General features: G+C 38.4%; 9 protein-coding genes. 2 read left to right on the plus strand and 7 right to left on the minus strand.

Features of this window, described 5'->3' with window-relative positions; translation table 11 throughout:
• Window positions 1-101: 101 nt before the first annotated feature.
• Window positions 102-653 (minus strand): pyruvate decarboxylase, encoded by a 552-nt coding sequence (locus tag BM143_RS08865; RefSeq protein WP_090024158.1) that lies wholly within the window; start codon window positions 651-653, stop codon window positions 102-104.
• Window positions 654-827: 174 nt separating this feature from the next.
• Here BM143_RS08865 and rpsO point away from each other — a divergent pair, with 174 nt between their 5' ends.
• The gene (gene rpsO, locus BM143_RS08870; RefSeq protein WP_034726714.1) at window positions 828-1,097 is read left to right on the plus strand and encodes a 30S ribosomal protein S15; all 270 of its coding nucleotides are present in this window, start codon (window positions 828-830) and stop codon (window positions 1,095-1,097) included.
• A gap of 114 nt (window positions 1,098-1,211) precedes the next feature.
• Here the strand turns inward: rpsO and BM143_RS23980 are convergent, their stop codons facing one another.
• The 3 genes from BM143_RS23980 to BM143_RS08880 all read right to left on the minus strand — a co-directional run bounded on the left by BM143_RS23980 (window position 1,212) and on the right by BM143_RS08880 (window position 3,293).
• Window positions 1,212-1,373 (minus strand): hypothetical protein, encoded by a 162-nt coding sequence (locus BM143_RS23980; RefSeq protein ID WP_167375256.1) that lies wholly within the window; start codon window positions 1,371-1,373, stop codon window positions 1,212-1,214.
• Window positions 1,360-1,719 carry a DUF4260 domain-containing protein gene (locus tag BM143_RS08875; RefSeq protein ID WP_090024159.1) on the minus strand — a complete coding sequence of 120 codons (360 nt, stop codon included), beginning with the start codon at window positions 1,717-1,719 and terminating at the stop codon, window positions 1,360-1,362. The genes BM143_RS23980 and BM143_RS08875 overlap by 14 nt, the downstream gene beginning before the upstream one ends.
• A 152-nt stretch (window positions 1,720-1,871) precedes the next feature.
• Window positions 1,872-3,293 carry a sugar MFS transporter gene (locus BM143_RS08880; protein ID WP_090024160.1) on the minus strand — a complete coding sequence of 474 codons (1,422 nt, stop codon included), beginning with the start codon at window positions 3,291-3,293 and terminating at the stop codon, window positions 1,872-1,874.
• 447 nt (window positions 3,294-3,740) lie between these two features.
• Between BM143_RS08880 and BM143_RS08890 the strand changes: the two genes are divergently transcribed.
• Window positions 3,741-6,017, plus strand: a complete 2,277-nt coding sequence (locus BM143_RS08890; protein ID WP_090024162.1) for a polyribonucleotide nucleotidyltransferase — start codon at window positions 3,741-3,743, stop codon at window positions 6,015-6,017.
• Window positions 6,018-6,352: 335 nt separating this feature from the next.
• On the opposite strand, the gene BM143_RS08895 is transcribed toward BM143_RS08890, so the two are convergent.
• The 3 genes from BM143_RS08895 to BM143_RS08905 form a co-directional block, all read right to left on the minus strand.
• A complete protein-coding gene (locus tag BM143_RS08895; protein ID WP_090024163.1) occupies window positions 6,353-8,767 on the minus strand; it encodes a TonB-dependent receptor in 2,415 nt (804 codons plus the stop codon).
• Between the two features lie 12 nt (window positions 8,768-8,779).
• Window positions 8,780-9,214, minus strand: a complete 435-nt coding sequence (locus BM143_RS08900) for a MarR family winged helix-turn-helix transcriptional regulator (protein ID WP_090024164.1) — start codon at window positions 9,212-9,214, stop codon at window positions 8,780-8,782.
• 254 nt (window positions 9,215-9,468) lie between these two features.
• Complete coding sequence (locus tag BM143_RS08905; RefSeq protein ID WP_090024165.1) at window positions 9,469-12,636, minus strand: ABC transporter permease/M1 family aminopeptidase; 3,168 nt, start codon at window positions 12,634-12,636, stop codon at window positions 9,469-9,471.
• Window position 12,637: the final 1 nt, after the last annotated feature.

Genomic DNA, 12,637 nt, shown 5'->3' on the forward strand with positions numbered 1-12,637 from the left:
AGCAAAATTGACCATTGACGGTCGAAGAACATCGAAATACTGTGAATAGTGAATTGTCAACTATGAATCTTAATTATCCACCAATAATTGACCATTCACTTTTAAAGCTCTGTTCCGGCTGTAGGCTTAAGCTTTCTAAGTTTTTTCAAAATACCTTTGATCGCTCCGTCTGTCCCTATTTTGATAGAGTTTTCAGTGGAACCCAGGAGACGCATATTTTTGCGATAGGTGTCGTAATCTGATTCAGTGACCAGATTTCCTTCGGCATCAAAAAGCTTCATACTGACCACGACCTGATTGGAAAACACATATTTTCCGATACCTACTTTGAAATATCTTACTTTGGGAACAATGGCAAAATCCGCATCATTATTGACGCAATAATCCGTGATGGTTTGTTTTTCTATGCTGTCGAAAGGAATCTGAACCTCGGCTCTGAGCATTTTATTTCTTCTGCCGCTGAAATTATCGGAAACAGCACTGAAGAAAGCATGGTTGGTGGGTTCTTTAATTTCCTCAATATCAGGCTCTACCTCGGGATTGAAGTATAGGATTTTTTTTACTTTGTTGTCCGAATTTTTCTGTGCTTTCACTGAAATAATGCCGACCAGTAAAAAAGTGCTGACTGCTGTAAAGAATATAATTTTTCTCATTTGTAATTCGTATGCAAAATTACTGCCTTTTCGTTGGATGACATACAATTTATTAAGAAATTTTTAACATTTTTTTCTATCAATTTTGATACATGGAATCAATAATGTTTTGCTGAATTAAAAAATAGTTGTAATTTTGCACCCGTTACATAATAATCATTAAACAATATTGGAATGTACTTAACAACAGAAAAAAAGCAGGAAATTTTCTCAAAACATGGAAAATCTGCAACAGACACAGGAAGTGCTGAAGGACAAATCGCTCTTTTCACTTTCAGAATCAATCACTTATCTCAACACCTAAAGGCTAACCGTCACGATTTCAACACAGAGAGATCTCTAGTGAAATTGGTAGGTAAGAGAAAAAGTTTACTAGATTACCTTAAAAACAAAGATATCGCAAGATATAGAGCAATTATTGCTGAACTAGGTTTAAGAAAATAATCTACAAAGATTTTCAAATAAAAGCAACTTCGAAAGAGGTTGCTTTTTTTGTGCCATTACTTTTTCTCTTTTCCAATCTTTCGGAGACTCAGCAGATGATACGGATAGAGTAGATTAACAAAAGTAGGAATCTGCATCATCTCTATAATCTGCGTGAATGATATTCATTGCCTTCATCAGAATCAACATAATCATCTGTGTAAATCCGTGCAATCCGTGGTTAATGCCTTTGTACGGTAAAATAGACTTTATATCTGCTCCACTATTTTTTATCATTTCCAATCTTTCCCAGATGAGTATTCTGAAAACTGTCCGGATATTTCAGTCCATATCCCAGGATTCTGTCGAATGCCGAGTGTGAGAATATAATAGCTCCGATCATCTGTACATAGGGAAGACTTAAAGCGGTTCCCACTACATAGATAACAATAGCCAACCCAAGATGATGAAATAGATTGTAGAAAAATGCTCCGACTTTATTATTGACAACATATCCAAGCATAGAAATATCAGGAGCTAAGAACAGGCCTGCAAACCACCACCACGACAATTCTGTACGGCTGAATGCGAAGATTCCCAATATCAAAAAGGCGACGTACTCAAGCTGTAACTGAATCTTCATAATTATATAGTATTGATGATCTGATAAATGTCTTATTGAATGTAAAAGTTACGGTTTAATTTGATTTAAAATAAAAATGAGACGTTATAAAACATCTCACTTTATATAATTAAACCGTGTATTGATTTTTAAAATAGGTTAAGTACCTGATATTAATGTCCGGATTTGGATTCAGTAGTTTCCACATGGCCTAAATATTTTGTACAATAAGCGCCGAATATCAGAATCACAAGGTAACAGAATACCGGAATGATAAACGAATGCTGCACCCCGAACTTATCAGCAAGATAGCCCTGGAAAATAGGAACAATAGCCCCTCCCAAAATAGCCATAACCACAAGAGAAGATCCCTGACTGGTATATTTACCCAAACCGGAAATCGCCAGTGTATAGATATTGGAGAACATAATGGAGTTAAAGATTCCGATTCCTAAAATGCTGTACATCGCCAGTTCACCGTGATTAACCATTGCAGAGATAAGAAGTACCACATTGATCGCAGCGAAAATAGACAAAGTCCTTGCCGGAGCTGCTTTACCAATAAAGAAAGCGATAAAATTAAGTACAATAAATACAATGAAAAAGCTTATCTGTGCAAAACTTAAATCTACAATACTGAAAATAACCAGGAAAACAGCAGCTGCTGCACCCAACATATAAATAGCCTTTTTGCTTTGGCTTAATGACTGATTTAAAGAAATAGCGCCAAGAAAACGCCCGATCATCGCCCCTCCCCAATACAGAGAAAGATAATTTTTACTGATGATCTCATTGAAACCCATGATCTGAGGCTGCTCCAGAAAGCTGATAATAAAGCTTCCCACCGCCACTTCTCCACCTACATAGCAGAACATTGCAAAAACACCGAATTTCAGGTGGCTGAACTCAAGAGCTCCCCAACCTTTTACAATTTCCTCTTCCTGTGTCTGGAAAGAAGGCAGTTTTACCCTTGAAATTAATAAGGCAACCAATAAAAGGATACCGGCGAAAATCAGATAAGGAATTCTTGTGGCCACAGCACTGAACGAACCGTCCGGAGCGGAGAAAAATTCAAAGATCAGGTGACCTCCCAATACCGGTGCGATCGTGGTTCCGAAGGCATTGAAAGCCTGGGTCATATTCAGACGGCTGGAAGCAGATTCTTCGCTGCCGAGTAATGAAACGTAGGCATTGGCTGTGATCTGCAGCACTGTAAAACCCAGTCCGAGAATAAATAAAGCCCCCAGAAATAGAGGATAATAGGAAAAAGTAGCTGCCGGATAAAATAAAACACAGCCAAAGGCCGCGAGAAAAATACCGAACATAATTCCTTTTTTGTAACCTGCTTTATTAATAGGATCTCCCTTTGAAATAGAGATCAGGAAATAAATCAGGGAACCGATAAAATACGCTCCGAAAAAACAGAACTGTACCAGCATCGATTCGAAAAAGGTGAGTTTGAAAAGCTGTTTCAGATAGGGGATCAGAATATCATTCATACAGGTGATGAATCCCCACATAAAAAAGAGCAGGGTGATCGTGATTAGCGGGATCGTATAATTTCTGCTCTGTGTTTTCACTTCTTTATTGATCATAAACATGTATTTATTTGAAAAGAATTATTAGCTCTTTCAGTTGTTTCGTCTGCTGCATATATATTGTGAGAAGCATGGCAAATATAAGGCAGAGGCCCGTTTTTCTGCAACTTTTCAGGTGTTTTTTACGTAAATAACTCATCTTTAATGAAATGAAAAATATTATTTACACTTTTTGAGACAATAATACGAAAATGACTCGATTCTTTGAGCAATTTTCTCAGGAAAAAATCTTTTTTTAACGGGAATGTGATGAATAACTTGAAGATTCTGTTCGTAATTCGTACCGCTTTGGTGAAATAAACGGATAAAATCTTATCATCGGGCATGCTATTTCTGAGACCGAAAATTTAATATTTCATTATTATACATTACCTTTGCAGACGAAAATTTAAAGAGTTTAAATATTAATTCATACTCAATACGGAGTATTAAGACGACAAATTTATGAGTGTACCTCAAGCGTTTACAGAAACGATTACTCTTGCAGACGGCAGAGAAATCACTATTGAAACGGGGAAATTAGCCAAGCAGGCTGATGGATCTGTGGTAGTAAAAATGGGTGGAACTATGCTTTTAGCAACGGTTGTAGCCAACAAAGAAGCAAATCCTGGTGTAGATTTTTTACCATTAACAGTAGATTATAGAGAAAAATTCTATGCAGGTGGAAGAATTCCTGGAAACTTCTTCCGTAGAGAAGCAAGACCTTCAGATCAGGAAATTTTAACAATGCGTTTGGTAGACAGAGTGCTACGTCCGCTTTTCCCTGAAGATTTCCACGCTGAAGTTCAGGTAATGATCTCTCTTATTTCTTACGACGGAAAATCTATTCCTGATGATTTAGCTGGTTTAGCGGCTTCTGCTGCGATCGCGATTACAGATATTCCTTTCAACGGGCCAATGTCTGAAGTAAGAGTAGCGAGATTTGACGGAAAACTTACCGTTAACCCAAGTTATGAAGATCTTAAGGTTTCAGAACTGGATATCATGGTGGGAGCTACTAAAGACTCCATCGTAATGGTAGAAGGAGAGATGAAGGAGATTTCTGAGCAGGAAATGCTTGAAGCGATCATCTTCGGTCATGCTGAAATCAAAAAACAAATCGAAGCTCAGGAGAGACTGGCTGAAAAAGTTGGAAAATCTTTACCTAAAAGAGAATACAGCCACGAAAATCACGACGAAGCGATTCGTGAGAAAGTTTGGAAAGAAACTTACGATAAAGTATATGAAGTAGCGAGAACTCCATCCGGAAAAGATGAGAGAGGAGAAAAATTCAAAGCGGTTCGTGAAGAATTTTTAGCTCAATATGTTGATAATGCAGAAGAATTGGAAAGAGTAACTCCTTTCGTAAAAGTATATTATCATGATGTAGAAAAAGAAGCAATGCGTCAGATGATCCTTGAAGACAATATCCGTCTTGATGGTCGTGATCCTCAAACGATCCGTCCTATCTGGTCAGAAATTGATTACCTTCCTGGAGCTCACGGTTCTGCAGTATTTACAAGAGGTGAAACTCAGTCTCTGACTGCTGTAACACTAGGTTCTGTAAAAGATGCGAACATGGTAGACAGCGTGATCTCTCAACACGACGAGAAATTCTTCCTACACTATAACTTCCCTCCATTCTCAACAGGTGAAGCAAGACCTTTAAGAGGAACTTCAAGAAGAGAAGTAGGACACGGAAACTTAGCTCAAAGAGCACTACAGGCAGTTATTCCTGCAGAAAACCCATACACGATCAGAATTGTTTCTGATATCCTTGAATCAAACGGTTCGTCTTCAATGGCTACAGTTTGTGCAGGAACATTAGCGTTAATGGATGCAGGTGTAAAAATTACAAAACCGGTTTCTGGTATTGCAATGGGTCTGATCACAGATACAAAATCAGGTAAATTCACGGTACTTTCTGATATCTTAGGAGATGAAGATCACCTTGGAGATATGGACTTTAAAGTAACAGGTACTGCAGACGGTATCACTGCTTGTCAGATGGATATCAAAATTCAGGGACTTTCTATGGATATCATGGAAAAAGCTTTGATGCAGGCTAGAGACGGAAGATTACACATCCTGAACAAAATCACAGAAACAATTGCTGAGCCAAGAGCTGATGTGAAGCCTCACGCTCCTAAAATGGTAGTAATGGAGATCTCTAAAGACTTCATTGGTGCTGTAATCGGGCCTGGTGGAAAAATCATTCAGCAAATGCAGAAAGATACGGATACGGTTATTGCTATTGAAGAAGTAGGAGAAATCGGACGTATCGAGATCGCTGGTACAGACAGAGAGAAAATCAATGCTGCTGTTGCTAAGATCAACGAGATCACTTTCGTTCCTGTAATAGGAGAAGTGTACAACGGTAGAGTAGTGAAAGTAATGGATTTCGGTGCGTTCGTAGCTATTGCGAAAGGTACTGAAGGACTTCTTCACATCTCTGAAATCGAATGGGCTCGTCTTGATAAAGTACCTTACAATGAAGGTGACGAAGTAGAGGTGAAGTTCATGGGTTATGATGACCGTAAGAAAATGAAACTTTCAAGAAAAGTTTTATTGCCAAGACCAGAAAGACCTGAGTCTAAGCCAAGACCAGAAGGTCAGGACAGACCACAGGGAGATAGAAGACCTCAAGGTGACAGAAGACCAGAAAGACAGGACAGACCTGAAGGTGAAAGAAGACCTGAACAGGCTCCAAGAGACAATCAGGATCCTTCAACTGAAGCTTAAGATTTAAATCTCAGATATAAATGAAATCCCTCAATTTGAGGGATTTTTTTTGGTTTAAAGTGATAAAGATTTGGTTATTGTTGGTAACCGCAAAGGCGCAAAGATTTTAAAAATAATTACATTTTTAAGTCGCAGGAAAACCGAAAATCTTCAGCAAGGTGACGATCAGATTGCTTCGTTGCTGTGCTCCTCGCAATGACAGCGGTATACATTTTTACCGGAGATAAAATCCTTACACCTTATAAACACCGTGTTTGTGAATTATCCTTTGCGTCGTTGTAAACTATTAAGACGGAGAAAAGGTGTTTTTAATAGCTCCGTTTTTTATCATTCCATTACGCTCCGATTCTCTGCTTCAGATCATCAGCACCGCCTGTTTTTCTCGGTTGGCCGTTTTTAGATGAACCGAAATTGTACGTATAAGAGATCGTTGCGACACGGGAATCTCTTTTTACCACGAAGTTTTCTACATAGTTATTAAAGGTGGTCTGTGCTTTCGGATTGCTCGTAAAAAAGATATCATTGAATGACAATTTCAGAACACTGTTGTTTTTGAATTTCTTCTGAGCTCCGATATTGAGATACCAGTTCGGCTGTACATCCATATAGGCATAGACTTCTCTCGCACGGTAGTTTCCGGTCAGTTCAGCGGTGAAACCATTCCCCAGTTTAAATGAATTGATACTGTTTAAATTGAAAGTGAAATTCCCTTTGTTATTGATCTGCGTTCCTGAAACATTTCCGGTATAAGATCCGTAGTAGAAATTCGCGCTGTTGTTCATATCCCACCACTTCGTCACTTTCACGGGAGCGATCAGATACAGTCCGAAATAGGAAGCCGAGCTTAAATTTTCATTGGTCTGAACGGTAATATTTTCTCCGTTTTCAAATACAGGTTTGATGACATCCGTAATGTTATTATCTGTTTTGCTATAACTTAAAGTGGCAAAATATTTACTGTTTAAGCTGTATGTCAGCTCATAATTCATCGTGGTCTGCGGATTCAGCTCCGGGTTTCCGGCCTTGTAAGTCGTAGGATCCAGATAGAATTTGAATGGATTTAACTGATTATAGCTCGGACGTGTAATCCTTCTGCTGAAATTGATTTCCAGATTGTTTTTATCAGTTATATCATAAGAGAAAACCGCGCTTGGAAAGAGTTGGGTATAATTCTTTTTGTTCACCTGATTGGTGGTAAGCTGCGTTCCTGTTACGTTTGTATTTTCAACTCTTAAACCAAATGTAGCACTGAATTTATCCCACTTTTTAGAAGCATTTCCATACACCGCATTGATGTTTTCCTCATAAATAAAATGGTTGGTTTTATTAAGATCCAGTTCCGGAACGCCTGAGTTTGCATTAAAGAATTTCAGGTCATTGTCCGCTTTCACAAAGCTGGTTTTGATTCCGGCTTCCAGTTTCCATTTGTTTTTCAGATTTTTTGTTACATCAGATTTTAAAGAATAAATATTTAGATTTCCTCCGATATCACCTTGCAGAATATCAAGATTGTTAAGGTTTCCGGATGCTTCGTAATTTCTCGTTTCAAAATTCTGGAGTGAGGTATTCGAGTAATTAATAAAGTCAAAATCAGTCGTGATTTCCGAACCTAGTGAATCAATGGTGTATTTATGATTCAGGTTGAATGAAATGTTTTTCCAGTGGTCACGAGAGCGGTTCTGCGTGGTAAAGCTGCCGTCAGGTTGACGGTCATTTCCCAGGATCAGACTTGAATTGTCACCTTTCGGATCAAATCTATTGCTTATAAAACCAACGGAAAAGCCCAAAACATTTTTATCATTCATATAATAATCCATTCCTGCTTTTGCAATATGATTTCTGAAGTTGAATTTCAGAAAATTGTCCTGCAGATAAGCTTTCTCGAATGTCCCATTGGTGTAGAAATTTCTGTCTAAAACCAAATGATTATAAAATTCTCTGTACGCAAAGCTGTAATTCCCAAAAACGTTCACCTTTTTATTCCGGTGGTTGATGCTGAAACTGTTGTTGTTTTTAATGAATTTTCCAGTTCCCAGAGCAGTGGAAACGCTTCCGTTCGTTCCTTTTCGCTGATCTTTCTTGAGCTTGATATTAATAATCGAAGTTCCTGCTGCGTCATATTTGGAAGACGGATTGGTAATGAACTCTATTTTATCAACGGTTGAAGAAGGAATTCCACGCAGATAAGCTGCCAGGTCAGATCCCGTCATGGGAGTGTTTTTTCCGTCGATTTGTACCAGAAGATTTCCTTTTCCCCGAAGGCTGATGTTGTCATTGCTGTCAACATTCACGCCAGGGGCTTTTTCCAGGACCTCAAAAGCAGAATTTCCCGTGCTGGCAATACTGTTTTCAACATTGAGGATCATTTTTCCATCCTGTCTTTCGATGTAAGGTTTCGTCTTGGTAATAGTCACTCCTTCAATAGATTTGATGTTGAGATCAATAGGAGAAAGCGACTTGTTTTCCGCGATTTGAATCGTGTCAGACTGATAGACTTCACTACCGTTTCTGTTGATCTTTAACCTGTAGTTTCCTGTTTTTAGATCACTGAAACTGAATTTTCCATTCTGTTCTGCAATTTCTGTTTTGACTAATGCATTTCCGGAGTCAAACAGATTGATTTCCAACTGCTCGGTTTTCTCACCACTGATCGTTCCCGACAATGAAAAATTTTGCACGCTTTGTGCCGAAAGCAGACTGCTGAACAAAGTCAGCGTCCATGCTAATAGGAGTAAAAATAATCTGGCCATTGTGTTTGTTTTTTAATTTTTTTTACAGTTTTCTGATATTTTAAGGAGCGCATTATTCATGATCTCCAGCTCTTCTTTTGAAACATTCTGCAGGGCGGTTTTCCGGTTGCCTTCTACCAGTTTCTGAACGTCTTTGATGATCTTTATCCCCGATTCGGTGACTTCAAGATTGGTTTTTCTGCGGTCTTCCGCATGGGTAGTCCGGATCACATATGCTGATTTCACCATCAGGTCAATAATCCTTGTCACCGATGCATTGTCCTTAAAAACCAGATCCCCGATTTCGTTCTGTGTAATTCCTGGATTTTCCAGAACTGCTTTGATGATCAGCCACTGATCAATCGTGATCGTGAAGCCATTAGCCTTAAGCTGACGCTGTGCATAATTTCTGTAAGACCTGATCGCTTTATCGATATGGTAGAATATGATTGAATTTAATTTTTCCATGTTTTCTGTATTGAATTTAAAATGACTAATCAATTATTGATATATCAATTAATTTGTAGTAAGTGTTTTTATTTTGTTACATTTCGCTGAAAATATTTTTGTATAAATTCAAAAAAACTGCATGAGCTGCAGTTTAATTAGTAATAGAAAAGGAAATCTGCTTGATCTGTGTAATCTGCGTAGGCTCATTATTTTCCCGCAAATCACACAGATAAAGCAGATCTTTGTGGATGAATTGATGAAGATTAACTGTTTTATAATGTTTTGAAAAGCCTGTCTATCAGATTTCTTGTGTTTGCATCCGGAGAGACTTTATAAAATTCATTAAGTAAATCGAGAGAAGAAGGTTTTTTAGGATAGTGATTGTTTTGAAGGAAATTTTTCAATGCTTCATTTACTTTTTCTTCCCCGATCAGTTCACTTAATTTCACCATGGCTACAGCACCTTTGGAATAGGCGATATGAGGTGAATCACCTGTCGTTCTGTAGATCGGAATATTTTCAGACAGACCTTTTTCGTTGTCATAAATCTGCTGATGCATTTTGATCCTTTCCTCCATTTTTTCTTTGCCGTGCATCTTTTTATAAAGCATCATTTCCGTATACATCGCAAGCGTCTCGGTGAGCATTACCGCTCCTTCTCTGTCATCCGGATTGATCTGGCTGTTTCCCCACCAAAGATGAGAAAGTTCGTGGCCTGCCAGTTCATTGATCACGTCCTGTTCTTTATCAGCGTGGATATTGGCATGGAAAATCATATCCTCAGGCATAAATATCGCCGACGGATACGCTGTTGCTGCAAAACCTCTGGTGAAAGAGGAGATTTCAGCAAAATTGACCGTTTTAAAAGGATATTTTCCAAAATTCTGTTCACAGTAATCCAACGTAATTTTTGCATTTTCAAGAAGATGATCTGCGTTTCCGAAATGCTTTTTATGATAGAAGATATTGATGGTAATGCCTTTATACAAAACACTTTTCACCTGATAGTCTGCCGAAGAAACCGCAAACCGGAACGGAATACTTTCCGCTTTGTACTGAAAATAGTTTCGCCCCGATTTTTTCCATTTTTTAACCAGATCTCCGGTGCCAATGGCAGTCTGATCACCTTCTGTAGAAACCGTCATCTTTAAATTGATAAAATCCTTTTTAAAGACCTCCGGAGCTTCCGGTTTTTTCAGCTCTGCGAGTTTTCCCAGGTTGTTTTTCTTCCGCAACTGCTCATCCTGGATTTCTTCATCTTTCTGATACCCGATCACAGGATAATATCTGCTGATCCGCATAAAAGAACCGTTTTCTATCACCGCATTGAAAGACTGATGTCCGTTAACCGCATACCATTTGTAGGAAAGTTTGAAATCAAGGTGGGCAATTCCTCCGGGTTTGATGGCTTGTTTTAAATGAACCTCAGAAATGTTTTTATTAATTTTCACAGTCTCGGAACCTGTCTGAAAAACAGCGGATTCTGTAATAAGATCAGGGTTGAAATTAATCAACACCTTATCAATAGGCTGATCGGTAAAATTGGCAAGGACATATTTTCCTGTAATCCGGTATGCATTTTCAGATGGGTGTAATGTAATCTCGGTGGTTACATCAGTGATTTCCGGTTGAGGCTTATTTTCATACTTCTTAAAATCCTTTTCGTACTGAACGGCTGTTGCTAAGTCTTTTTCTTCATTTTTAGGAATATAACCTTTCATAAAAAGTGTTCCTGCAAAAATACCCGAAATAAGCAAAACCAGGCCGGGAATTAGGGTGATCAGATTCAATTTTTTCGATCTGATCGCTTGATCTATCATCCATAAAAATGAAATGATTCCGGCTCCGAATAAAAGCCTTTCCGCAAAGGCATACATATAAATACCATAACCATTAAAATCACTGTAACTCCCTTTAAAATCTGAAAATATTCTGAATAAAGGATAAGGAACGATCTTTCCGGATGCAGGTCCGGCCAATAGAAATACCGCAAGAACGGAAATGCCCAGAGCAATCAATTTATTTCTGATCACATGATTGATCAGAAGGATGAGTCCTGAGAAAAGAATCAACGGAAATGTATTGAAAAGAAAAACGCCCAGATAAGCATTCCAATCAATATGAAGATATTGATACATGGCCTGAAAGACAATCCCCTGAACGATTAAAATTCCGGTAAAAAAGAACAGCAAAACACTGACAGAAATGAAATGCCCCGAGAGTCTGATTTTTGAGAAAAAAGTACTGTCTTCGATCAGCGAAAATCCGGATGAACGGCTTCTCCAATACAGATCATTAATGAAATAAGCCACAAGAAGAAGTCCAAACAATGGAAAATTTTCTGAAATAGTGGTTGCCATAAGACCTGAACCTGCATATTTCTGGGGAAGACGGATTCCTTTCTCGATCTCAGCGTACATTTCCATTCCGACGAAGAAAAGCAACAGGATGGAAACGGCAGGAATAGTAATGCTTTTGAAGAGATAGAGTAAGTCAATTTTAGCATAAGAAAGGATGGACTTAAAAGCATTTTTTTGACCGAAATTCACCTTGGATATAGTGTAAGAAAATGATGATTTGCTTTTAATTTCTGAACTTGAATTTACTTTTTTTACTTTTTGTTTTGAAACAGAAGAAAAAGAAAACAGCCGGTAAGTGAGCCAAAGAAATAACAAAGACGCCACTGAAAAAATGACCCTGTTGATGATTAAATATCCCGAAAATGGTACTAATGAAGCGTTTTTCTGATCTACAGAAAGTGTTCTGGCTTCAAAAAAATAGGATGATAATCCGAACGGATCCAGGAAGGCAGAAACTTGCTGCGTTTCTATGGATTGAGGTAAACCGCCAGCCATAAACGGCGAATTGGAAAATACCAGAACCACCATATAGAGGACATAGAGTAAAAGTCCGGCAACAACAGCGAGCAGTTTCTTCTTGGCTATTAATGAGATCAGAAAGATAAAACTGCAGACAAAAAAAGTGTTGATGAGACCAAAAATCACCATCGGATACAGATAATACCCCAAATTGAACACCTCCTGCATTTCACTTCCGGTCCGGGTGACCTGACCAATGAGGAAGCCAGTCATTAAAAAGGAAAAGCTGAAGAAAGTCTGCAGGAAATAGGTGCTGAATCTTCCGCTGAGATACGTCCATTTAGAAAAAGGAAAGGAAAAGAGTACAAGATCAAATTTTGAATCCTGGTCCTTAAAAAGTAGCTGTACCGCATAAATAACAGCCATAAATATGATGGAAAGACTCATCATTCCGGTCATAAAACCAATGGTGTACGGTGAATTGAGATAGATTCCGTCTCCAGCCGTAAGATTGAACTGGCTGCCGCAGAAAATACCAATGCCTGCTAAGAGTAAGGCGATAAGATAGGCTGGCCAGTGCTTGGTGATGCGTCTGGCTTCAAATAAAAATAGGGCGTTCATG

Origin of the sequence: Chryseobacterium oleae (assembly GCF_900115055.1) — a bacterium.
GTDB lineage: Bacteria > Bacteroidota > Bacteroidia > Flavobacteriales > Weeksellaceae > Chryseobacterium > Chryseobacterium oleae.

Bases quoted from the DNA above. Each gene is read 5' to 3' on its own strand.
- rpsO (WP_034726714.1), top strand. From the start codon at position 828: ATGTACTTAACAACAGAAAAAAAGCAGGAAATTTTCTCAAAACATGGA.
- BM143_RS08875 (WP_090024159.1), bottom strand. From the start codon at position 1,719: ATGAAGATTCAGTTACAGCTTGAGTACGTCGCCTTTTTGATATTGGGA.
- BM143_RS08895 (WP_090024163.1), bottom strand. From the start codon at position 8,767: ATGGCCAGATTATTTTTACTCCTATTAGCATGGACGCTGACTTTGTTC.
- BM143_RS08880 (WP_090024160.1), bottom strand. From the start codon at position 3,293: ATGATCAATAAAGAAGTGAAAACACAGAGCAGAAATTATACGATCCCG.
- BM143_RS08905 (WP_090024165.1), bottom strand. From the start codon at position 12,636: ATGAACGCCCTATTTTTATTTGAAGCCAGACGCATCACCAAGCACTGG.
- BM143_RS08900 (WP_090024164.1), bottom strand. From the start codon at position 9,214: ATGGAAAAATTAAATTCAATCATATTCTACCATATCGATAAAGCGATC.
- BM143_RS08865 (WP_090024158.1), bottom strand. From the start codon at position 653: ATGAGAAAAATTATATTCTTTACAGCAGTCAGCACTTTTTTACTGGTC.
- BM143_RS08890 (WP_090024162.1), top strand. From the start codon at position 3,741: ATGAGTGTACCTCAAGCGTTTACAGAAACGATTACTCTTGCAGACGGC.
- BM143_RS23980 (WP_167375256.1), bottom strand. From the start codon at position 1,373: ATGATAAAAAATAGTGGAGCAGATATAAAGTCTATTTTACCGTACAAA.